Origin of the sequence: Paraburkholderia guartelaensis, assembly GCF_004353905.1 — a bacterium.
Lineage (GTDB): Bacteria > Pseudomonadota > Gammaproteobacteria > Burkholderiales > Burkholderiaceae > Paraburkholderia > Paraburkholderia guartelaensis.
The window spans coordinates 45,033-67,102 of sequence record NZ_SMOD01000042.1 but is presented as its reverse complement, the minus strand read 5'-3'; the positions used below and the strand labels follow the sequence as shown (position 1 = coordinate 67,102).

20 protein-coding genes are annotated in these 22,070 nt (G+C 62.8%); 7 read left to right on the top strand and 13 right to left on the bottom strand.

Annotated features, from left to right (window positions below):
* The 13 genes from E1N52_RS35295 to E1N52_RS35235 all read right to left on the bottom strand — a co-directional run.
* A partial coding sequence (locus E1N52_RS35295) for a transposase (protein WP_484217453.1) occupies positions 1 to 204 on the bottom strand: 204 nt, incomplete at its 3' end.
* Between the two features lie 76 nt (positions 205 to 280).
* Entirely contained in the window at positions 281 to 631 is a 351-nt protein-coding gene (locus E1N52_RS35290) for a PDC sensor domain-containing protein (protein ID WP_205965718.1), read from the bottom strand.
* Positions 632 to 820: 189 nt separating this feature from the next.
* On the bottom strand, positions 821 to 1,330 hold the full coding sequence (locus E1N52_RS35285; RefSeq protein ID WP_246089343.1) for a cupin domain-containing protein: 510 nt from the start codon (positions 1,328 to 1,330) through the stop codon (positions 821 to 823).
* 161 nt (positions 1,331 to 1,491) lie between these two features.
* Positions 1,492 to 2,151, bottom strand: a complete 660-nt coding sequence (locus E1N52_RS35280) for an aspartate/glutamate racemase family protein (RefSeq protein ID WP_133188551.1) — start codon at positions 2,149 to 2,151, stop codon at positions 1,492 to 1,494.
* Between the two features lie 253 nt (positions 2,152 to 2,404).
* On the bottom strand, positions 2,405 to 3,730 hold the full coding sequence (locus E1N52_RS35275; protein WP_133188535.1) for an NAD(P)/FAD-dependent oxidoreductase: 1,326 nt from the start codon (positions 3,728 to 3,730) through the stop codon (positions 2,405 to 2,407).
* Between the two features lie 2 nt (positions 3,731 to 3,732).
* Positions 3,733 to 4,467, bottom strand: coding sequence for a cupin domain-containing protein (locus E1N52_RS35270; protein WP_133188533.1), 735 nt, complete (start codon positions 4,465 to 4,467; stop codon positions 3,733 to 3,735).
* A 237-nt stretch (positions 4,468 to 4,704) separates the two neighbouring features.
* Positions 4,705 to 6,534 carry an ABC transporter ATP-binding protein gene (locus tag E1N52_RS35265; protein ID WP_133188531.1) on the bottom strand — a complete coding sequence of 610 codons (1,830 nt, stop codon included), beginning with the start codon at positions 6,532 to 6,534 and terminating at the stop codon, positions 4,705 to 4,707.
* Positions 6,531 to 7,490: an ABC transporter permease gene (locus tag E1N52_RS35260; protein WP_133188529.1), complete on the bottom strand. Its 960-nt coding sequence runs from the start codon at positions 7,488 to 7,490 to the stop codon at positions 6,531 to 6,533. The genes E1N52_RS35265 and E1N52_RS35260 overlap by 4 nt, the downstream gene beginning before the upstream one ends.
* Complete coding sequence (locus E1N52_RS35255; RefSeq protein ID WP_133188527.1) at positions 7,487 to 8,443, bottom strand: ABC transporter permease; 957 nt, start codon at positions 8,441 to 8,443, stop codon at positions 7,487 to 7,489. The genes E1N52_RS35260 and E1N52_RS35255 overlap by 4 nt, the downstream gene beginning before the upstream one ends.
* A gap of 66 nt (positions 8,444 to 8,509) precedes the next feature.
* Complete coding sequence (locus tag E1N52_RS35250; RefSeq protein ID WP_133188525.1) at positions 8,510 to 10,108, bottom strand: ABC transporter substrate-binding protein; 1,599 nt, start codon at positions 10,106 to 10,108, stop codon at positions 8,510 to 8,512.
* Positions 10,109 to 10,166: 58 nt separating this feature from the next.
* Positions 10,167 to 11,441, bottom strand: coding sequence for an NAD(P)/FAD-dependent oxidoreductase (locus E1N52_RS35245; protein WP_133188523.1), 1,275 nt, complete (start codon positions 11,439 to 11,441; stop codon positions 10,167 to 10,169).
* 52 nt (positions 11,442 to 11,493) lie between these two features.
* On the bottom strand, positions 11,494 to 12,162 hold the full coding sequence (locus E1N52_RS35240) for a haloacid dehalogenase type II (RefSeq protein WP_133188521.1): 669 nt from the start codon (positions 12,160 to 12,162) through the stop codon (positions 11,494 to 11,496).
* Positions 12,163 to 12,437: 275 nt separating this feature from the next.
* Positions 12,438 to 13,952, bottom strand: coding sequence for an aldehyde dehydrogenase family protein (locus tag E1N52_RS35235; RefSeq protein ID WP_133188519.1), 1,515 nt, complete (start codon positions 13,950 to 13,952; stop codon positions 12,438 to 12,440).
* Positions 13,953 to 14,177: 225 nt separating this feature from the next.
* Here E1N52_RS35235 and E1N52_RS35230 point away from each other — a divergent pair, with 225 nt between their 5' ends.
* The 7 genes from E1N52_RS35230 to E1N52_RS35200 all read left to right on the top strand — a co-directional run bounded on the left by E1N52_RS35230 (position 14,178) and on the right by E1N52_RS35200 (position 21,960).
* Positions 14,178 to 15,059: a GNAT family N-acetyltransferase gene (locus E1N52_RS35230; RefSeq protein ID WP_133188517.1), complete on the top strand. Its 882-nt coding sequence runs from the start codon at positions 14,178 to 14,180 to the stop codon at positions 15,057 to 15,059.
* A 4-nt stretch (positions 15,060 to 15,063) separates the two neighbouring features.
* Complete coding sequence (locus E1N52_RS35225; RefSeq protein WP_133188515.1) at positions 15,064 to 15,990, top strand: 2-hydroxyacid dehydrogenase; 927 nt, start codon at positions 15,064 to 15,066, stop codon at positions 15,988 to 15,990.
* Positions 15,991 to 16,140: 150 nt separating this feature from the next.
* A complete protein-coding gene (locus E1N52_RS35220) occupies positions 16,141 to 17,550 on the top strand; it encodes an aspartate aminotransferase family protein (protein WP_133188513.1) in 1,410 nt (469 codons plus the stop codon).
* A 44-nt stretch (positions 17,551 to 17,594) separates the two neighbouring features.
* Positions 17,595 to 18,092: an Lrp/AsnC family transcriptional regulator gene (locus tag E1N52_RS35215; protein WP_133188511.1), complete on the top strand. Its 498-nt coding sequence runs from the start codon at positions 17,595 to 17,597 to the stop codon at positions 18,090 to 18,092.
* Positions 18,093 to 18,411: 319 nt separating this feature from the next.
* The gene (locus tag E1N52_RS35210) at positions 18,412 to 19,521 is read left to right on the top strand and encodes a tartrate dehydrogenase (RefSeq protein ID WP_133188509.1); all 1,110 of its coding nucleotides are present in this window, start codon (positions 18,412 to 18,414) and stop codon (positions 19,519 to 19,521) included.
* Entirely contained in the window at positions 19,514 to 20,986 is a 1,473-nt protein-coding gene (locus E1N52_RS35205) for an NAD-dependent succinate-semialdehyde dehydrogenase (RefSeq protein ID WP_133188508.1), read from the top strand. Before E1N52_RS35210 ends, E1N52_RS35205 begins: the two co-directional genes overlap by 8 nt.
* Positions 20,983 to 21,960, top strand: a complete 978-nt coding sequence (locus E1N52_RS35200; protein WP_133188506.1) for a M14 family metallopeptidase — start codon at positions 20,983 to 20,985, stop codon at positions 21,958 to 21,960. The genes E1N52_RS35205 and E1N52_RS35200 overlap by 4 nt, the downstream gene beginning before the upstream one ends.
* Positions 21,961 to 22,070 lie beyond the last annotated feature (110 nt).

Sequence of the window (22,070 nt, the reverse complement as noted above, 5' to 3'; positions counted from 1 at the left end):
GGCTCGCAGCAACTTCTCTGGCGCGATGCTCGGCCGCCCGCCCTTTATGTCCGCTTCGTACATCTGGGCGAACTGTCGATCCATCTTCGCCAGCGCTTCATTCGCCATCACGCGGATCGAACGCAACGGATGCGACTTGGGGACGAAGTCGTCCAGCTTGCGCATGGAAAACAGACTCTCGGTGAATGTGTCGGCGCCGCGCATGATCTCCAGGGGACAAGTAGTGGTCCATCTATCAACGCCTCACGAGCTCTGCGCGATGACGTGTTTAAGCGGTATTTCAGCGGCCTGCTAAGCCAACCAGCAACGCCCCGCTCGTGCTGACGTAAGGGATAGCAACGGGTTTACCAGTTTGCACGGCGGCCTTGTACCAGGGGCGGCTAGTTGGATCGTAGCTGGATGGAGGGTTCGGCCAGTCGTTGAACTTTGCGGTTTTGTCCGGATAGCCGACGCCGACGTCAAAGAACCCGCCCGCGACGGCGATCTGCTGAAGCATGGGCAAAGGATCAGCCATCAGCACAATGTCCTGGAGCGACGAGATCATTTGAGTTTTCCCGGCGATCCATTCGCCGATGCCACCGGCGTGTTCACTCGCGGACGACGTCAAGTCGTGGTCGATGGCAGCCTCCATGCTCGACTTCGCGATCGAATAGTCGGCCGCAGTGCTGGAGATGACGGAGAAAACTACCAGCGCTACGCATGCGAGAACAACGCGTGCACGAATGGACGATAGCATTTTGTGGTCTATGACTCTTATGACTGAACTTGCATCGGCGTGGATACCCCGATGCCGCGCACGGAAAAACACTCACAGACACTATTAACCTGCGGGCGTGATTAGCGGGCGATCGACGGCCTTATGCCATACGATAAATGGCAATACCTTTGCGACATGCTCGCGACTTTCCCAGCTGCACCGCGCTCCTTGCTCAACGAGGAAAATGTCGCCGCGCGAAAAGGTCGCGGGGCGCCCTGTCTCGTCCACGAACGTCACGCTACCCTCGAGCAAATGCATGAGTTCGTAATGACTGTAAGACATTGCGAGCCGGTGATAAGGCGTGGAATCCCACGTGCCGCAGGTGAACTTCCCGTCGAGCGAACGATGGTCAGTCTGATTGCGGCAATGCGGAGTCGGGGTGAGCAGCAGTTCCGCGAGAGGCGCGCCCGAAGGCTCAAGTTGCGGGGCGCTGTCGATCGGCACGATGGTGCCGTCGGTACCCTGGCCGCCATGCGGCCAGCCAGCGGCGAGTGACAGTGCATGCGCGGCTACGATGTCGCAGGACGTAAAGGCTCGGTAGGTAGGCGCCTTCTCGACGGGTGGTTCGGACATGAGAGCTCCTATAGCGGCACGCTTGACCTCAGTAAGGTCATCATCGCCAAAGCCGGTCAGTGGATGCCAGATGCCAATAGCTACTTGCGTTTGGCTCTGAGTTGTGGAGGCGGTTAGGCCATTGAGGTTTTCGACCGCCTTCCAACCGGTCGAATTGGTGTCTAAAGCACGTTACCGAGCGCCCGTTTCAGAGCAGCGACACCGCTGCGCAGGCTAGACAGCACTGGAACGCGCATGCCGTCCAAATGCGGCACGAGCCGCGCCATCGAGACCTGCGCCAGCACGACCACATCGACCTGCTGCGCCAAGGTCGAGATAGCGCTTTTGAGGATATCATCGTGTCGCGCGATGTCCCCCCTGAGGAGAGCCTCGAAAGCGCCCTCGGCAATCCGCTCCGTAACTTCAACGGTGCGACCGATTTCGCTGGCCTTCTTTTTGACCAGCCGGACGGTGGGATCGAGTGTAGTCGACACAGTCGCGACCACCCCAATGCGACGGCCAATGACGCTCGCCTCTTCTGCCATCGCTTCATCGATTTTCACTACTGGCGTACTAACGAAGTTGCGCACTGAGTCAACGGCTTCGCCCACGGATGAACAGGCGTTCAGGATAATATCGACGCGCATGGCCTGCGCATTGGCCATGTACGAATGGATCCGACTCGCAACTTCTGGAGTCAGATGGCCGGCTTCACGGACGTCATTGAGCAAGCTGTCATCGATGATGTTGACAACACGCGAGTCAGGGATTTGCTCGCTGATTTGCACCTTTATCGGTTCGACCGTGACCGGTGTAGTGTGAATGACGGCAATCGTAGTCATAGTTTGATTCGACTCGTAATGAATGAGGCCATTGGATGTGACCTGACTTTGCACTTCATCCGCGGCTTGGCCGCATACCCATGGCCAGCGCCAGAACTTCGGAAACACCAGACGGAAGATCCCGGTGTCCTCCGCCTTTTTGCGCCCCACCGGACCTTCTTTCGCTGGTGCAGCTATCGCGCAAGTGGCCAGCAATCGTGAACAGCGGATTTTGTCCGCACGATTCGACTCTCCAACGCATCTTGGGTGCGACCTAGAATTCAGCGACCTTGCCCCACGCGGAGTCGTCGAATCGGCTGGGCTGATACGGTATGGGGTCCACGATCGGTTCAGCACCGGTGGCAAGATCCGCTATCAGATGGCCCGCGCCCGGGCCGATGCCAAAACCATGTCCGGAAAAGCCCGCGGCCAGGATCAATCCCGGCATGCCCGGCACTTCGCCGATACCGGGCACACCGTCCGGCGTGCTGTCGACGAAGCCGGCCCACGCGTGCGTGATCTGTGCCTCGCCAAGTTCCGGCAGCAATTCGACGGCGCGGCGGTGAGTCTCCTTGATAGTCGGGATATCGGGCTTCGGATCCAGAATTCGCACCCGCTCCATGGGAGTCGGCGCATCGAGCCGCCATCGCTTCAGCGTTTCGTGGCCACCTCGCATGCCTTCCAGGCCTCCTGGAAGAAGGCTGCGCCAGCGCTTGGCGAACATCGGTACGAAATGTGGGGCGAATCGCATGAACTGTGGCGTTACGTCTACGCGCGCGCGGCCGCTGATGGCCAGCGCATAGCGCCCGTCGTTGCGGCGCGTCACGGACACGCCTGCGGTAAACAGGGCGTCCGGCAACCGATGTTCCACCGGAGACACGCTAAGGATGGATTGGCGGATCGAGGCCTGAGGAAAGCGGATGCCGAGCTGGCGGCAGAACGAAGACGCCCAGGCGCCACCAGCGAGCACGGCGATTCTGGTCTTGATGACCCCGGCTTCTGTGACGACGCCGCTGACCCGCCCGCCCTCCAGCTCGATGCCGCGAGCCGCGCAGTGTTGGTTGACGCTGCCACCGAGCTTCATGAGCGCAGCGGCCACGGCTGGTGCAGCCTTGCCCGGATCGGCGGTGCCGTCGCTGGGCGAGAAGACGCCGCCTTTCCACTGTCGCCCAGTCGCCTGCCCCCGCTGGGTAGCTTGCCGGCTATCGAGCATGTACGTTGTCACCCCGGCGGTCTTCGCAAAGTCGCCCCAACTCGCCCACCGGGACAGTTCGGCGTCGTCGTTGCTGAGGTACAGCAGCCCGCAGCGATGAAAGCCCGTGTCTTCGCCCGTTTCGGCGGCAAATCGTTCCCACAGATCCAAGCTTTTGCTCGCCATCGGCAATTCGCGAGCGTCGCGGTTCTGCTGCCGGCACCAGCCCCAATTGCGGCTCGACTGTTCGGCGCCGATCCTCCCCTTCTCGACGAGGGCGACTGAAACCCCGCGCCGGGCCAGGTAGTAGGCGGTAAAGACGCCGATGATGCCGCCCCCGATCACGACCACGTCAGCGGCGGCCGGCAACGTGGGTGAACTTTGGATGTGGTTCAGCGGAGGGGACATGATTAATCTCGGCCTGTTGAAGCGTGGACGCTTTGAACAACGTAGAACTTCGCCACCCGCTCGCTGCTTTCCCACCCGATCGGCGCGCCCTGGGGCACGAAAAGCGCGTCGCCAGCGCCCATCGACAGCACGCTGCCGTCGGGCGCCGCGAACCGCACGCCGCCGGCCAGGAGATGCATGAATTCGTTCATGCGATGCGGGCGGACAATCCGGTGGTAGGGCGTCGAATCCCACGTGCCCGCCTTGTACTCCACGTCATCCTCGGTGAAGGCATTGTCGCTGCGACATTCGGGAGCCGGCCCCAGCAACACGTCCGCCGGCAGGGTTGCCGTTGGCTTGAAATCGGCGTCGGCGCGTAACGGGGCGAGCCCAGTCTTCGTCGGCCGCTTGCAAGCGGCGGCGCAGAAAACAAAACGCGTGCGAGATTCCGCGCTCATGCGAAGCGCTGTGCCGCAACCGACGACGGCGCCCGCTCCTGGACCGAGCACCAACGGGGCCTGTCCAGCCGTTTCCAGAGTGAGCTCTCCCTCTACCACGACAATCGTTTCAATGTGGGGAAAGCTCGCGATGCGGTGCTCACCAACAAGGCTGACCCGACCCGCGATCATCGAGTCTGGTCCTTCCCACGCGATTTCACGATTTCGCGCAAAGGGGTCGTTCTTGCCGAAGGCAGCCCTGCGGAACGAGGTTGAAAGTGGTGCGCCGTCGGCGCGGTGCAGCACGAGGGCCACGGTCATTTTTTTGCTCCAGCGCATAGCGCGATGATTTTCACGGAAAACCGAAAGGTAGTAGTACTTAGCCTCGGGAGCTGGAAACCGAGAATGGCATTGGTTTCCAGATTGTCCCAATCCCTTCTATTTCTTATTCGCGTCCATTTCCCGACCCCTTGTATCTGCCGAAGGCGGCATGGGGTCCAGGTCGGATAGTCGCAAAGGTCTCGCGGCCCATCTCCGCCGCCCTTCCAAAGGGTGCACTCATGCGGCTACCGTCCCGGTAGTCTGCGTGCGGCTGAGTTCCGCTGCCGAGTGGTGACAAAGAATCTCGGCGCCGGATGGCAGTTTTCTTAGCGGCGGCGGCGTGACGTTGCACTGGCCGTCAATTCGCATCCGACAGCGGTCGCGAAAGCTGCACAGCTCACTGTTTTCGCCCGATGGTCCCATTGCGGGCAATTGGGCAAGCGTGAGCGCGCGCCGCGCATCGAGCCAGCCGGGCCGCAACGCAGGTACCGAGTCGACCAGCAGGCCGGTGTACGGGTGATAAGGCGGCGCCGCGAGAACGTCCCGCTGGCCCGCTTCCACGCGCCGTCCGGCGTAGAGCACGATCACTTCGTCACAAATCGCGCGTACGGTCGAGATATCGTGGCTGATGAACATATACGACACGCCCAGTTCGCGCCGCAGCTCTGCAAGCAGATCGAGCACCGCCGCACCGACGACCGTATCGAGCGCCGAAGTGACCTCGTCGCACAGGATCAGCGCAGGATCGGCGGCGAGCGCGCGCGCCAGATTCACGCGCTGCTTCTGCCCGCCCGACAGCCCACCAGGCTGGCGCTTCGCGATAGTGGCCGGCAGTTTCACCAGATCCAGCAGTTCGAACATGCGTTTTTGCGCCGCCGCACCGCGCAGGCCGTGATAGAAGTTCATCGGCCGGGCGAGGATGTCGGCGATCGTGCGACTCGGGTTGAGCGCCGTGTCGGCATTCTGGAACACGATCTGCACGCGACGGAATTGATCCAGCGTGCGATCGGACAGCTTCGACGGCAGCGGCACGCCGTCGAGCAGCACTTCACCGCGCGCCCGTTCGACCAGACCCGCTACCACGCGCGCGAGCGTCGTTTTGCCCGAGCCCGACTCGCCGATCACACCGAGCGCGGAACCGCGCGGGATCGTCAGACTTACATCGTCCAGCACGCACACGGCCGGAACGCCATCGCGACCGATGCGGCCGTAGCCCGCGTGCAGCCCGCGGATTTCGAGGATCGGCGGCGCGGCTTCTTTCGATGCCGCAGCGATCTCAGGCTCGGGCCGTCGCGTCGCGGCCAGCAACTGACGCGTATAGGCGTCGGCGGGCGCATCCAGCACCTGCGCGGTCGTGCCGTTCTCGCGCACGGCGCCGCCGTTCAGCACGACGATGCGGTCCGCCATCTGTGCGACCACTGCAAGGTCGTGCGACACATACACCGCCGTCGTACCGAGCTCGCGAATCACCTTCTTGAACGCCGCGAGCACTTCGATCTGCGTGGTCACGTCAAGGGCGGTTGTCGGTTCGTCGAATACGACCACGGACGGATCGGTGATCAGCGCCATCGCCGCCATCAAACGCTGCAACTGCCCGCCCGAGACCTGATGCGGATAACGCGCACCGATCGTCTCCGGCGAAGGCAGCGCGAGAGAACGAAAAAGATCGACGGCTTTCTTGCGCGCCTCGGCGGGTCTCATCAGCCCGTGCAGCAGCGCGGGTTCCGTGACCTGATCGATGATCGTTCTGGACGGGTTGAAGGCAGCGGACGCGCTCTGCGCCACATAGGCCACCGTGCGCGACCGAAGCGCGCGGCGTCCGCGCGCATCAAGCGACAGCACTTCGACGTCGCCGATGCGCACCGATCCGCCAGCAAGCGAACAGCCCGTCCGGGCGTGCCCGAGCAGCGACAACGCGATCGTGGTCTTGCCCGAACCGGACTCGCCGATCAGCGCGAGCACCTCACCCTTCTTCACGGAGAAATCGACGCCCTTCACGATCTCGACGACCGGGTCCGGCGCCGCGCCCGCGACGACGCGCAGGCCTTTGACTTCGATCATGTTCATTTCGCGGCTCCCTGTCCCCGGCCACCACGGCGCCGCAGGTTGTCGATCATGAGGTTCACACCGACGGTCAGCGTTGCAATCGCGATGGCCGGCATCAGCACGGCCGGCGCGCCTTCTGCCAGCCCGCCAATGTTCTCGCGCACGAGCGAGCCCCAGTCGGCATTGGGCGGCTGCACGCCGAGACCCAGGAAGCTCAGGCCACTCAGCAGCAACACGATGAACACGAAGCGCAGACCGAAGTCGGCGAGCATCGGATGAATCATGTTGGGCAACACTTCGACGCGCGCGATGTAGAGAAGCCCTTCGCCGCGCGCTCTCGCGACCTGCACATATTCGAGTGTCATCAGATTGACGGCTAGCGAGCGCGAAATACGAAATGCACCGGGAATATAGGCGAGCGTGGCGACCCCAATCAGTATCGGAATCGACGAGCCGAACGCGGCGACCACAACGAGCGCGAGCACCTTGCTCGGAATCGAGATCACCGCATCAAACAAACGGCTCAGGACCTCGTCGACCCAGCGTCCCGACACGGCGGCGAGCAGGCCGAAAAAGGTGCCGATGGAGCTCGCAAGCACGGCTGCGGCGAGAGCGAGCCCCACCGTATAGCGCGTGCCGAAGATCACACGGCTCAGCAGGTCGCGGCCCAGATAGTCGGTTCCGAGCAGATGCACCGCGCTATATGAGCCGAAAGTCTCGGTCGACGTGATTGCCCCGCCCTTGTACGGAGCGACGAGCGGTCCGAGAAACGCGACGGCGAGCCAGAAGACTACGATCACTAGTCCGAGCAGGCCGAGCACCGAGAAGCGTCCGACGAGACGATGCAGCACACCGCGCCGCTTGACGGTGACTTCGGGCAACGGTTCCTGCAGGCTGGGGTCGCCTTGCGGAGGGTCGTTCTGTGAAACCGCGTAAAGGGTAGTCGCGGCATGAGACTGGGTGGTGGGTCGGTTCATCGTTGACGCAGCCTCGGATTGGATACGATTTGACACAGGTCGGCGATCAGCACGAGCGCCAGATACGCCGCGCAGAACACCATCACGCAGCCCTGCACGAGCGGCATGTCGCGGTTCGTGACGGCATCGACCATCAGGCTGGCAAGGCCGGGATAGTTGAAGATCGACTCGACGATCACGACGCCGCCGAACAGGTACGACAGGGACAGCGCGACTGCGTTGGCAATCGGCCCGATCGTATTGGGCAGCACATGGCGCAGCACTACGCGCATCGGCGACGCGCCCTTGAGGATTGCCATTTCGACATATGACGCGTTGAGCTGATCCAGTACGGCCGCTCGCGTCATGCGCGCCATCTGCGCGATGATCACGCAGCACAGCGTCATCACCGGCATCGCATAGACACGCAGCAGCGCATCGAACGACGACACGTCCGACAGATACGACAGTGCCGGCAGCCAGCGCAGCTTCACGGCGAAGATCAACACAGCGATCGTGGCAACCAGGAACTCGGGCACCGCGACGGTCGACAAGGTCAGCACATTGAGCGCGCGGTCGAGCAGCGAGCCCCGGAACATCGCTGATGTGATACCGATCGTGAGTGCGATGGGCACCGATACGAGCGTCGTCAGTCCGGCAAGTACCAGCGAATTCGGCAGGCGCGTAGCGATCAGTTCGCGCACCGGCAGGTTGTTCGACAGCGAAGTGCCGAAGTTGCCGGTCAGGGCGTGCATCAGCCACTGAGCGTAGCGTTGCACGGCAGGCTGATCGAGGCCGAACTGGTGACGCAGCGCCGCGACCTGCGAGGGCGTCGCAGCCTGCCCGAGCGCCTGTTGCGCCGCGTCACCCGGCAACAGGCCCGTGAGGGCAAACACCATCGCGGACACGATCAGCAGTGTGAGCAGCGCGAGGCCAAGGCGCGCGGCGATGAGTCGTTGCGCGTGTGCTTTCAAGATTGCCTCCTGGGCTAAAACAGATGGCGCGAACACGTGACGCGCCATCGCATCAAACGAACCGCTTCACGCTTCGAGCCACACGTGCTCGGCGAACATGCCGCCCATCAACCCCATCAGCGGAATCGAGCCGAGGCCCTTGAGCTTCGCTGTGTGGGCGTCAAGCGAACTGTCGAACTGCGCAATGCCGACGCCGCCGCTTTCATGCACCAGCACCTGCATGTCGCCGTAGATCTTCTTGCGCTTCGCGTCGTCGGGCTCGCCGCGCGCGGCCAGCAGCATCTGGTCGAACTTCGGGTTCTTCCAGTTTGCTTCGTTCCACGTCGCGTTGGACTGGAAGAACTGCGTGAACACCACGTCCGCGCTAGGCCGCGCGTTGATGTTGCCGTAACCGAGCGGATGTTTCATCCAGTGATTGGACCAGTAGCCGTCCGCCGGCACACGGCTCACCTGAAGGTTGAGGCCCGCCTGCGGAGCAACCTGCTGCAGTAGCAACGCCATGTCGACGGAACCGTCCGCGGCGGGCGACGCGAAGACCTGAAGCGGCGTGCTGCCTACCTTAGCCTTCTGGAAATAGAACTTCGCCTTGTCAGGATCAAACGTACGCTGCGGCAGGCCCGCGAGATAGTATTTATTGCTCGGGGCAATCGGTTGATCGTTGGCAATCGTGCCGTAGCCCCGGAACACCGCACGGTGGATCTGCTCGCGGTCCAGCAGGTACTTCATTCCGCGGCGGAAATCCTCGTTGCCGGTAATGCCACCTTCGTCGCGCATGATCAGGTCCGTGTAGGCGCCCGTCTTGGTCTCCACCACCGCGAAGCCGGGCGTGCTCTTGATGCGCGCGGTTGAGTTCGGCGCGACCACGTTGATCAGTTGCACGTCGCCCGACAGCAGCGCGTTCACGCGCGACGGTTCGTCGCCGATGCCGATCAGTTCGATCTCGTCCAGATGTGGCAGACCGCTCTTCCAGTAGTTCGGGTTGCGCACGACGACCGTCCGCACGCCGGGCGAGAATTCCTTCACCTTGAAGGGGCCGGTACCGATAGCCGTTTTGAAGTCCTTCGTGCCATCTTTGACGATGAGGAAATGCGAGATCGCGAGAATCACGGGCAGATCGGCATTTGCGCCCTCGAGCGTAATCGTGACTTCGTTCGGGCCAGAGGCTTTCACATCCTTTATCTGGTCGGCAAGCGTCTTTGCCTTCGATGCAGTCGCCGGGTCCTTGTGGCGCATGATCGAATAGATGACATCTGCGGGTGCGAGCGCCTTGCCGTCGTGAAACTGTACGCCCTTTCTCAGCTTCACCACCCACACGATTGCATCCTTCGTCTCCACCGATTCGGCGAGCGCCATCTTTGCGCCAAGGTGTTCGTCCAGTTCGGTCAGCCCGTTGTACACCATGTTGGCGCGAACGTAGTCGGTGTTGTTTGCACCCTTCGCGGGATCAAGCGTGTCGGCGGACGATGCAGACTGCGACGCCACGCGGATTTTGCCGCCCTGCCTGGGCGTGCCCTGCGCGAGGGCCGTGCCGGTCTTTGCGAGAAGGCCCGCGCCAGTCAACGACATCATGCCGCCCGCGGCGAGGGCGCGGAGCACATCGCGCCGGGAGGCGCCGCGCTGCGTCAGTTCTTCGAGCTGCACCAGGTGCGATTTATCTGTTTTCATGATCTCCTCCGGATTGGACCGCCTTTGGAATTCGACAGCTGGAACGCTGCCTGTCTGGTCAATAAAATACATCTTTGATCTGGTAATAAGCGCCCACGAGCGGTAGAAACCACGGCTTGCCCGTATGACCCGGAATCGCTGGCCAATCGAAGTCGCGCCAGGGGTTCGCTGCTGCATCGCCGCCCATCACCGCGGCCATGACCTGGCCCATGTGCGTCGACATCTGCGTGCCGTGGCCGCTGTAGCCCATCGAAAAGTAGATGCCGTCGTGCTGGCCTGCTCGCGGCAGGCGGTCCGCCGTGATGTCGACCAGCCCGCCCCAGCAATAGTCGATGCGCACATTCGAGAGGCTCGGGAACATCTGCGCGAGGTTCGCTTTCAGGATGCGCCCGCTCTTCGCGTCAGATGGTTGCTCCGATGCCGTGAAGCGCGCCCGTCCCCCGAAGAGAAGCCGTGAGTCCGGCGTCACGCGAAAGTAGTTGTGCATCAGGCGGCTCGTTACATACGACCGACGGTTCGGCAAAAGCTCCGCGAGATCCGCCCCCGGCAACGGTTCGGTCACGACGATGAACGAACCGACCGGCGCCATGCGCCGCCGATACCATCCGAACGGTCCATGGCGAGACGGCCCCGTCGCGATCAGTACCTGGCTCGCGCGCAGTTCGCCGCGCGCCGATACGATCCGATAGGCGCCGCCTTCCTTTTCGATGCGCGTCACTTCTGCGCCGTCGAAAAGCCGCGCGCCGCTGCGGGCGGCCGCATTCGCCAGCCCCACCGCGAACTTGCCCATATGCATCTGGCCGCCGCGCTTTTGCAGCAAGCCGCCGTAGAAATTGCCCGAGCCGACCTCGCTGCGAATGCGATCGCCGCCGATCAGTTCGACATCAGCATCGACCTCACGACGGATCAGTTCGGCGGTCTTTTCGAGGCGGTCCAGATGATGCGGCTTCGACGCGAGTTTCAGCTTGCCTGAAGCGAGGTAGTCGCAGTCGATCTGTTCCTCGCGGATCAGACGCTCCACCGTAGAGACCGCTGCCGCATACGCCTGATAACAGCCACGTGCGCGCTGCGCGCCGAGCTGCGCATGAAGCGCGACGTAATCCTGCGCCACGCCGGTGTTGCACTGGCCGCCGTTGCGCCCCGATGCGCCACCGCCGATACGGCCCGCCTCGAGCACGGCAACCGCCGCGCCGCGCTTCGCGAGCGCCAGCGCCGCCGAGAGGCCCGTAAAGCCGCCGCCGATCACCGCGACATCGACGGGACCTTCGGCCGGTCCCTCGCTCACCCCTTGGCAGGCTGGCGCGGTGTCGAGCCAGTAGGAATCGAGCTTCATCGTGTGACCTCCGTATGCGATGGCGTGCGCAGTGGCATTCTCGAATGCGTACTTAGAGACCAAGCAGCGTGGCAAGACCGCCGATGTCGTTGACCTCGTAGTAGTCGTAATACGGCGTGGACGGTTCGTGGCCGCGGTTGATGAACGCCTTGTGCTTCACACCCAAATCGTGCGCGGTCATCAGGTCGTAGCGCAAGCTCGACGACACATGCAGCACGTCTTCGGGGTTGCAATCCAGCTGGTCGAACATGTACTCGAAGCCCTGCATGCGCGGCTTGTACGACTGAGCCTGCTGCGCGGTGAACACCTTATGGAACGGCGCACCGAGCTTGTCGACGTTGCTCTGGATCTGGTCGTCCGAGGCATTCGACAGAGCCACGAGCTTATACTTCTTAGCGAGCCGCGAGAGACCTTCCGGGACGTCAGGGTGCGGGCCCCAGGTAGGTACGGCCACATAGAACTTCTCGGCCTCACTCTCGTCGAATGCAACGCCCATCCGCTGACACGTGCGGCGCACCGAATTGACGACGACATCGCGATACGGCTTCCATGCACCGAGCACCTCATCAAGCCGATAGCCGGCGAAGAAGGTGACGAACCGCTCCAGCTGCGCACCTTGCAAACGGTCCCCGTAAACCTCGCGAGCCATCTCGGCCATGCGGAACTTCGTCAGCGTGCCATAGCAGTCAAAGGTGATGTACTTCGGCTCGAAATCGATCATGATGATAGTCCTATCGTAAGGTGAACGTTGAAGTTCGGTGGCGAGAAGAAAGCTTCTTCCTGTCGAGTATTTAACCAGCGCAAAAAGTCAGGGTGTCGCTGATTTGAGTGGGCAAAAAGCACAACGCATCTTTTATTAGTGACCCTAACAGCACAGTCTGCGGTGAATGGCCCAAGACGATTGCCGTGTCGGGTTTGTACTAAGTGAGGATTCCATCACTACCGTCGAACGCACTGCAAGTGCCCGGGCAAATCACGTTGAATGAGCCATGGCTGCTAGTTTTCCGCCGTCTCTCGAACCACAGCACCGGATGACGGCCGAATGTCGATTAGCACACTCTTGAAGCGCAGGTTCGCTTCGTAAGCCTGCCGACCGAGATCCTTGCCGATACCGGAGCGCTTGTAGCCGCCCGTCGGTATGATGAAGTCGCTGGTTCGTCCGTAGCGGTTGACCCACACCGTGCCCGCTTCGATGCCACGCACGAATCGCAGCGCGCGACCGATGTCGGCGGTATGCACGCCAGCCGCGAGACCGTAGTCGGCGTGCCGGGCGAGTTCGAGCGCCTGGTCATCCGTATCGAAGGTTTGCACCGTGAGCACGGGCCCGAACACTTCCTCGCGCACGGCTTCGGATTGCTGCGTGACGTCGGCAAGGATCGTCGGCGAGTAGAACGCGCCGGGCATTCCGCCGTCCACGCGTTTACCGCCGTAGCACAGAGTCGCGCCATGCTTTATGGTGCGCTCCACAATCGCTTCGACGCGCGCTGCCTGCGACTCCGAGATGATCGGCGCGAGAGTGGTGTCAGGCCGCCAGGTCGCGCCGGCCTTCAACTGCGCGAACACCCGCTGGATTCGTCCGGTCAGTTCGTCCGCAATCGAGCGTTCGACCAGCAGCCTCGAGCCCGCATTGCATACCTGACCTGCGTTGCCCGAGATCGCACCGGCGATGCGGCGCGCGACCTCGTCAAGGCGCGGCGCGTCGGCGAAAACGAGTTGCGGGCTCTTGCCGCCAAGCTCGAGCGTAACCGGCTTGGTGCCGCTCTCGGCGCATGCGGCCATGATTGCCGCGCCCGTGCGGGTGGAGCCGGTGAACGTCACCTTCCCGATGCGCGGATGCCGCACGAGCGCGTCGCCCGTGGTGCGGCCGTTGCCCTGCACGACGTTGAAGATGCCCGCCGGCACGCCCGCCGCGACCGCGAGCTCGGCCAGGCGCAGTGCCGAAAACGGCGTCATCTCCGAGGGCTTGAGGACCACTGCGTTGCCCGCCGCGAGCGCGGGGGCGATCTTCCACGACGCCATTACCAGCGGAAAATTCCACGGCGCAATCGCGGCGATCACGCCATACGGCTCGGCGATCGTCATGCCCAGATGGTCGTGATCGGTTGCTGCGACGTCGCCGCCGATCTTGTCCGCGAACTCCGCGTAAAAGCGGATGCCTTCGGCTGTGAACGGCACGTCCCAAGCGACGGCATCACGGACCGGGCGTGTCGAGCCGAGAGCTTCGAGCGGGGCGAGCGTGTCAGTGTCGGCGGCAACCAGGTCCGCGAAGCGGCGCAGGATGCCGGCGCGCTCGCGGGGTGCCATGGTGGCCCAGCCGCTCGTCCTGAACGCAGCCCACGAGTTCTCTACGGCACGGTCGATCATAGCGGCATCGGCGAGCGGCACTGTGGCATAGACGACGCCATCGGACGGCCGCGCCACGTCAATCCGCTGAGTACCTTCATCGACATATCGCCCGCCGATGAAGTGTCCCCCGCGCACCACGATCTTGCCCGGATCGAAACTGTCCATATGAGTCTCCCCTTCCCTTGATTCATGCTGTGAATGTTGAAGAAATCATATGCCCAGCGGGTCTACATATGTCACTGACAAAAAGCGCGATTCAGCAGATCGCGACGGTTTTGAATGCCGCAACAGCGCGTTTTGCATCGAATTTGCGCCAACCCAGTCAAGGTCGTAGACAATGCCGCATCGGAATGCGAGAGTGGCGGCGTAATTTTTTGCAAGGAGGCCGGCATGTCCGACCCGACAGAAACCCGCATGGAGAAGCTCGCGCTCTCCTATCGGCCCTTTACCGACAACGACCTCGCCGCGGCCTATGCGCTATCGAGCCAGATCAACTGGCCGCATCGCGTGGATGATTGGCGCTTCGTCGCAAAGGCGGGCGAGGGGTTCGTCGCCGAGGACGCGAGCGGTGTCGTTGGCACGGCACTGTGCTGGAAATACGGAGGCGACCACGCTTCGCTCGGCATGGTGATCGTGTCGCCTGAACGCCAGGGGCACGGCATCGGGCGCAAGCTGATGGAACTGCTGCTGGAAGCACTGGGCGACAGAACCACGCTGCTTCACGCTACCGTCGCCGGCGAGCCGCTGTACGAAAAACTTGGCTTCGCGAAGATCGGAACGATCAATCAGCACCAGGGCGCCGCCTTTCAGCCACCACTGGTCTCACTGCCGCCGGGCGAGCGGCTGCGCCCGCTCGGGGCGAACGACACCCCCCAGCTGATCGCGCTCGCCTCGCGTGCGAGCGGCGTCGATCGCAGTGCGCTGCTGCCGTCGCTGCTGGAACTCTCCGACGGCATCGCTCTGGATCGCGACGGCGAACTGCTGGGTTTCTCGTTGTTCCGGCGCTTCGGACGCGGCTACGTGATCGGGCCAGTGGTCGCGCCCGACTCCGAGGATTCGAGCCGCGCGAAGGCCCTCATCAGCCATTGGCTCGCGCGCAACGAGGGAGTGTTTGTGCGCATCGATACGCCGGGCGAAAGCACATTTTCCGAATGGCTTGATGGGCTCGGCCTCATACGCGTCGATACCGTGGCGAAGATGGCGCGCAACGGTTCGCCGCGCGCCGATGATGACGTGAGGCAATTCGCCATCATCAATCAGGCGCTCGGCTAACGCGGTGACGTTTCTCTACAAGGCCGATCCGGCGCGCGGCCAACAATGGGCGCGACTCTTTGCGCAGAAAGCGCCGGAAATCGAGTTTCGCCTGTGGCCCGACATCGGCGACCCGGCTTCGATTCGCTACCTTGCTGCTTGGCAGCCGCCAGAAGACCTGAAACGCACGTTGCCCAGTCTCGAAGTGATGTTTTCCGTCGGCGCAGGCATTGATCAGTTCGATCTGTCGCGTGTGCCGCAGCATCTGCCAGTCGTGCGCATGATCGAGCCGGGCATCGTCGAGGGGATGGTCGAGTATGTGACCCAAGCGGTGCTCACGATCCATCGCGATCTGTTCGACTACACGCAGCACCAGGTGGCACGCGAATGGCGCGAGATGCCGGTGCGCGCGGCCGCCTCGCGGCGCGTCGGCGTGCTCGGGCTGGGCGTGCTCGGAACCGCCGTGCTGGAACGCTTGCGACTCTTCGGCTTTCCGTGTGCGGGCTGGAGCCGCAAACCGCGCTCGCTCGACGGCATCGATTGCTATGCGGGAAGCGAAGCGCTCACTGCGTTCCTCGCGCGCACGGATGTGCTGGTCTGCCTGTTACCGCTCACCGAGGCGACGCGCGGGCTTCTGAACGCGAAGCTCTTCACTGCGTTGCCGCGAGGCGCGTCGCTCGTGAATGTCGGGCGCGGACCGCATCTGAACCAGGACGATCTGCTCGCTGCGCTTGCGAGCGGCCAGCTTCGCAACGCAATCCTCGACGTCACCGACCCCGAGCCGTTGCCTGCCACGCATGCGCTGTGGGGGCATCCGCGCGTGCGCATCACGCCGCACATCGCGAGCGCGACGCGGCCTGACACCGCGGTCGATGTGGTGCTCGAGAACATCCGCCGCCATTGCGCCAGCGAGCCGCTTCTGGGTGTAATCGACCGCAGCCGCGGCTATTAGATCCGCCAGCACGCTCGCAGCAGAAAATGCTGCGAGCGCATCATAAAACGCGGCATCCGCGCTTTTATAGCGACGTTTTGGCAGCACGTTCACATGCGCTCACTCGGTATGATGGAATCCTCCACAGCCCGCCCCAAAACGGAACCAACCATGCCGATTCAATCACTCATCGACGCTGACCGCAAGCATCTGATCCACCCGGTAGTCAGCTATCGCGCGCACGAAGCGCGTGGCGTAACCATCCTCGATTCTGCGCACGGCGTGTTCCTGCATGATATTCAGGGTAACGAACTGCTCGATGCGTTCTCAGGTCTGTGGTGTGTGAACGTCGGTTATGGGCAGGAAAGCATCGTGAGAGCCGCCAACGAGCAGATGGCGCGCCTGCCCTATGCGACCGGATACTTTCACTTCGGCTCCAGGCCTGCAATTGAGTTGGCCGCCAAGCTCGTCGAACTGTCGCCTGCTTCGCTGCAGCACGTGTATTTCACGCTGGGTGGCTCCGACGCCGTCGATTCCGCGCTGCGCTTCATCACTCACTACTTCAATGCGACAGGCCGTGCATCGAAGAAGCACATCATCGCGCTCAAGCGCGGCTATCACGGCTCATCGTCGATCGGTGCGGGCTTGACTGCGCTGCCGGTGTTCCATCGGAACTTCGATATGCCGCTGCCGAATCAGCATCACATCCCGTCGCCCTATGCGTACCGCAATACGTTCAAGGATGACGCCGCGCTGATCGCCGCGTCAGTCGCCGCCCTGGAAGCGAAGGTTGCAGCGCTCGGCGCCGAGAACGTCGCGGCGTTCTTCTGCGAGCCGATCCAGGGCTCCGGCGGGGTGATCGTGCCGCCCGTCGGCTGGCTCAAGGCGATGCGCGAAGCGTGCCGCAAGCTCGACATTCTGTTCGTCGCCGACGAGGTCATCACCGGGTTTGGGCGAACCGGCCCGTTGTTCGCGTGCGAAGCCGAAGACGTCGAGCCTGACCTGATGACAGTCGCGAAAGGTCTCACCGCCGGCTATGCGCCAATGGGCGCGGTGCTGATGTCCGATGCTGTGTACCAGGGCATCGCGGATGGCGGCGATGCGTCGGCGGCGATCGGCCACGGCCATACCTATTCCGCACATCCGGTGAGCGCCGCGATCGGCCTGGAAGTAATACGGCTCTACCGCGAGGGCGGCCTGCTCGCCAACGGCGTGGCACTGGCTCCGCGCTTCGCACAGGGGCTCGACGCACTGCTCGCGCATCCGCTCGTCGGCGATTCGCGTCACCGCGGGCTGCTGGGCGCGCTCGAACTCGTGTCGGATAAGGGGACGAAGCAGGGCTTTGATCCGTCCCTCTGCCTGCCTGACCGGGTCGCGGCTGCCGCCTATAAGAACCGGCTGGTGTTGCGCGCGTTCGGCGACAACGTGCTTGGCTTTGCACCTGCGCTTTGCTATTCGGAAAGCGATTTCGAACTGATGTTCGAGCGCCTCGAGAGAACGCTCGACGACGTGCTCGAGCAACCCGACGTGCGTGCCGCATTGCGATCCCGCCCCGCGGCCGCGACCCGCACGGTTGCGTGATAAGATCGGGAACAACTTCAAAATGCGGCATAGAGACCATCACCATGAGCACCGGCTGCAAGCTCGATCGCCTCGATTTACGGATACTTTCGCAACTGCAAAAGAGCGGCCGTATCACCAACGTCGAGCTTGCCGACGCGGTGGGTCTATCGCCGAGTCCGTGCCTCATTCGAGTGAGGCGGCTGGAGCAAGCGGGTTATATCGTTGGATATGGCGCGCGGATCCAGCTGGAAAAGCTCGGCGACGTGCAGGTGGTGTTCACCGAGGTCACATTGACGGACCATCATCGCGAGGACTTCATCGAATTCGTGGCGGCAATCCGCAATGTCGACGAGATCGTCGAATGCCATCTTGTGAGCGGCGGATACGATTACCTGCTCAAGTTCATGACGCGCAGCGTCAGTCATTATCAGAGCGTTATCGAAGAACTGCTAGAGCGCGATATTGGCATCGAGAAGTACTTCAGCTACCTGGTCATCAAGTCGCCGTTCGTGAAGACGGTCTACCCGCTCGAGACGCTCTTTTCGCGCGAAGATCGGTAAGGCGTATAGTTCGGGCCACTGGCGCTGTCCTTGCGAAACCCCGCGTCATTCCTCACAGACCGTGCGAGCCGCACGGCAATACCGCTCATGCCTCAGTCTTTCGCGAAGGGCGTGCCTCGGCGTGCAGCTGCCGGGTAGCCGACGCTTGCCCGGTTCCCTCGCCTTGTAGGCGACAAAATGAATGGCGCGCAAATCGGCTCGCTTGGGCACTCTATTCACGACAAGCAATGACTTTCGGCAGATCCGTAGTAATGCTGATCGAAGGCGCGAACCTGACTTTGTTGAAATTGATCTCTTGCGACTTGAAGCGGAGCCTCGCATGAATCGCAAACCATACCGTATCGCAGTGATTCCCGGCGACGGCATCGGCAAGGAAGTAATGCCCGAAGCATTGCGCGCCCTCGACGCCGTCAGCCAACGTTTTGGCATCGGGCTCGAATACACGCATATCGAATGGGCGAGCTGCGACTACTACGCACAGCACGGCCAGATGATGCCTGACGACTGGAAGGCGCAACTCGCGAACGCCGATGCGATCCTGTTTGGCGCAGCCGGCTGGCCGGACACCGTGCCCGATCACATCTCGCTGTGGGGCTCGCTGCTGAAGTTCCGCCGGGATTTCGACCAGTACATCAATCTGCGTCCCGCGCGTCTGTTCGACGGCGTGCCGTCGCCGCTCGCCGATCGCAAGCCGGGCGACATCGACTTCATGATAGTGCGCGAGAACACCGAGGGCGAGTACTCGTCGGTGGGCGGGACGATGTTCGAAGGCACCGAGCGCGAAGTCGTGATGCAGCAGTCGATCTTCACGCGCAAGGGCTCGGAGCGCGTGCTGAAGTTCGCGTTTGATCTCGCACGGCGCCGCGAGAAGAAGATCACGGTGGCGACCAAGAGCAACGGCATCTCGATCAGCATGCCGTGGTGGGACGCGCGTGCCGCCGAAGTGGCCGCGGTCTATCCCGACGTGGCGTGGGACAAACAGCACATAGACATCCTGTGCGCGCGCTTCGTGTTGCAGCCGGACCGCTTCGACGTCGTCGTGGCGACCAATCTGTTCGGCGACATCCTCTCGGATCTCGGCCCCGCCTGTACGGGCACGATCGGCATCGCGCCCTCGGCCAACCTGAATCCGGACCGCGCGTTCCCGTCCCTCTTCGAGCCTGTGCATGGATCGGCACCGGACATCGCCGGTAAGAATATCGCCAACCCGATCGCGATGATCTGGTCGGCGGCGATGATGCTCGACTTCCTCGGCAATGGTCAGGGCGCGGAGCGCGAAGCCCATGATGCGATGGTCGCTGCGATCGAAGCCGTGCTTAAGGAAGGGCCGCACACCGGCGACCTCGGCGGGCGCGCGAACACGACAGAAGTAGGCGAGGCAGTTACCGCACGGCTTGCCGGACATTGCAAAGGAGCTTCTGATGAGTAAGACGTACGCATTGAGCGATCTGGTTCGCTCCGATAACTTCATCGACGGTCGATGGATGCCCGCCGCAAGCGGCAAGCGTTTTGCGGTGACCGACCCGGCCACCGGCGAACAGATCGCCGAGGTAGCCGACAGCGGCCCCGTCGACGCGCGCGTCGCGACAGACGCCGCCGCGCGGGCCTCCCCCGCATGGCGCGACGCGCTGCCGAAGGAACGCGCAGCGGTACTGCATCGCTGGCATGACCTGATGATCGAGAATGCCGACGAACTCGGCCGACTCATTTCGCTCGAACAGGGCAAACCGCTCGCGGAAGGCCGCGGCGAAGTGCTGTACGGCGCGTCTTATGTTGCATGGTTCGCCGCCGAAGCAACGCGGGTCTACGGCGACATCATTCCGAACCAGCAGCGCGGCAAGCGCATGACGGCGGTGAAAGAGCCCGTGGGTATTGTCGCGGCGATCACGCCCTGGAACTTCCCGCTCGCGATGATCGCACGCAAGATCGCGCCCGCGCTGGCGGTGGGCTGCACCGTCGTCGGCAAGCCGGCCGAAGACACGCCGCTCACGGCGCTCGCGCTCGTGCTGCTCGCCCATGAGGCTGGGGTGCCGGCGGGCGTGCTGAACCTGATCACGGCGTCGCGAGAGAATACCGTGCCCGCCGTGGCCGACTGGCTCGCCGATAGCCGCGTGCACAAGATCACTTTCACCGGCTCGACGGTGGTCGGCAAGTATCTGGCACGCGAGTCGTCAGACACGCTCAAGAAGCTCTCGCTCGAACTCGGCGGCAATGCGCCGTTCATCGTCTTCGACGACGCCGACCTCGACGCGGCCGCAGCCGGTCTTATGGCGGCCAAGTTCCGCAATGGCGGACAGACCTGCGTGTGTCCGAATCGCGTTTACGTGCAATCGGGCGTGTACGAGAAGTTCGCGGACCTGCTTACCACGCGCGTGGCGGCCCTGAAAGTTGCGCCCGCCACCGATCCGGCCGCGCAGATCGGCCCGATGATCAACGCGCGTGCCATCGACAAGATCGCCCATCACGTCGACGACGCCGTGAACCGCGGCGCGCGGGTGTTAACCGGCGGCAGGCGACTCACAGAACTCGGCCCGAACTACTACGCGCCTACCGTGCTCGCGGACGCAAACGCGCAGATGCAGCTCAGCTGCGAGGAGACGTTTGGGCCGGTGGTTCCGCTTTTCCGCTTCGAGACCGAGGACGAAGCCATCGGCGCCGCCAACGACACGCCGTTTGGCCTCGCCTCTTATTTCTATAGCGAGGACATGCGCCGCATCGATCGCGTCGCGCAGCGACTTGAAGCCGGCATCGTCGGCATCAACGAGGGCGCGCTCGCGAGCGAGGCCGCGCCGTTCGGCGGTGTGAAAGAATCGGGTTATGGCCGCGAAGGGTCGAAGTACGGGCTCGACGACTACCTGTCGATCAAATATCGCTGTCAGGGTGGTCTTGAATGAACACGCACCCCTATCCGATCGAAGTCGTATTCCCCGATATCTCGATGCACGAACGCAGCGGGACCGGCATTCCCTACCTGCATACCTTTGGCTCGGGCGTGCCCGGAGCGCATGTGATGATCAATGCACTCACCCATGGCAACGAAGTGTGCGGCGCGATCGTGGTCGATGAGCTGCTGCGCGCGAAGTTGCGGCCGCGTCGTGGGCGTCTTACGCTCGCCTTCGCGAATGTTGCGGCCTACCGGCGATTCGATGCGGCAAAGCCTGATGCCGCACGTTTCGTCGCCGAGGATTTCAACCGCGTGTGGACGCGTGCGGTGCTGGACGATAGATCGAGAACCTCGATCGAACTGGAAAGAGCCCGCCAGATGCGTCCGGTAATCGATACGGTCGATCTGCTCCTCGACCTGCATTCGATGCACGAAAAAAGTGCGCCGCTCATCGTCGCAGGGCTACTCGACAAGGGTGTCGAACTGTCGTTGAAACTCGGCGCGCCCGCCACCGTGATATGCGACGAAGGCCACCGCGAAGGCCGTCGTATGCGCGACTACGGAGAATTCGGAGACCCCGGTAGCGAGAAGAACGCCTTGCTGATCGAATGCGGCCAGCATTGGGAAGCGAGCGCCGTTGCCGTCGCACGCGACGTTACCGCGCGCTTCCTTACGCTCTCGGGCGTGGTCGATGCAGAAGACTTACCGCAACAATGGTTTGTCCCGCTGCCCGACGAAATGCGCGTTGTGCGGGTGACCGAGGCGGTTGTCGCCGACAGCGTCGACTTCAAGTTTGCGGGCGACTACACCGGTCTCGAAGTGTTCGAGAACGCAGGCAGCGTGATCGGCTGGTCGAACGGCGAGCCGGTGCGCACGCCTTACGATCATTGCGTCCTCGTCATGCCCTCGCTCAGGCAATTGCGCCCTGGCGTGACGGTCGCGCGGCTCGGCAAGATCGAGCAGGGCACCGCGGCTTCGCAGTGATCCTTTACCTATCGTCTCGAGTAACCCAACACCGGAAATACAGCAGGTAAAGCAAAGCATGGCGTTAACGCGACTCAGCGACTGGGGCGCGGTGGAATTGCCCGGAACGA

Coding starts and splice junctions, on each gene's coding strand:
- E1N52_RS35290 (WP_205965718.1), bottom strand. CDS start 631: ATGGAGGCTGCCATCGACCACGACTTGACGTCGTCCGCGAGTGAACAC.
- E1N52_RS35285 (WP_246089343.1), bottom strand. CDS start 1,330: ATGTCCGAACCACCCGTCGAGAAGGCGCCTACCTACCGAGCCTTTACG.
- E1N52_RS35280 (WP_133188551.1), bottom strand. CDS start 2,151: ATGACTACGATTGCCGTCATTCACACTACACCGGTCACGGTCGAACCG.
- E1N52_RS35275 (WP_133188535.1), bottom strand. CDS start 3,730: ATGTCCCCTCCGCTGAACCACATCCAAAGTTCACCCACGTTGCCGGCC.
- E1N52_RS35270 (WP_133188533.1), bottom strand. CDS start 4,467: ATGACCGTGGCCCTCGTGCTGCACCGCGCCGACGGCGCACCACTTTCA.
- E1N52_RS35265 (WP_133188531.1), bottom strand. CDS start 6,534: ATGAACATGATCGAAGTCAAAGGCCTGCGCGTCGTCGCGGGCGCGGCG.
- E1N52_RS35260 (WP_133188529.1), bottom strand. CDS start 7,490: ATGAACCGACCCACCACCCAGTCTCATGCCGCGACTACCCTTTACGCG.
- E1N52_RS35250 (WP_133188525.1), bottom strand. CDS start 10,108: ATGAAAACAGATAAATCGCACCTGGTGCAGCTCGAAGAACTGACGCAG.
- E1N52_RS35245 (WP_133188523.1), bottom strand. CDS start 11,441: ATGAAGCTCGATTCCTACTGGCTCGACACCGCGCCAGCCTGCCAAGGG.
- E1N52_RS35240 (WP_133188521.1), bottom strand. CDS start 12,162: ATGATCGATTTCGAGCCGAAGTACATCACCTTTGACTGCTATGGCACG.
- E1N52_RS35235 (WP_133188519.1), bottom strand. CDS start 13,952: ATGGACAGTTTCGATCCGGGCAAGATCGTGGTGCGCGGGGGACACTTC.
- E1N52_RS35230 (WP_133188517.1), top strand. CDS start 14,178: ATGTCCGACCCGACAGAAACCCGCATGGAGAAGCTCGCGCTCTCCTAT.
- E1N52_RS35220 (WP_133188513.1), top strand. CDS start 16,141: ATGCCGATTCAATCACTCATCGACGCTGACCGCAAGCATCTGATCCAC.
- E1N52_RS35215 (WP_133188511.1), top strand. CDS start 17,595: ATGAGCACCGGCTGCAAGCTCGATCGCCTCGATTTACGGATACTTTCG.
- E1N52_RS35210 (WP_133188509.1), top strand. CDS start 18,412: ATGAATCGCAAACCATACCGTATCGCAGTGATTCCCGGCGACGGCATC.
- E1N52_RS35205 (WP_133188508.1), top strand. CDS start 19,514: ATGAGTAAGACGTACGCATTGAGCGATCTGGTTCGCTCCGATAACTTC.
- E1N52_RS35200 (WP_133188506.1), top strand. CDS start 20,983: ATGAACACGCACCCCTATCCGATCGAAGTCGTATTCCCCGATATCTCG.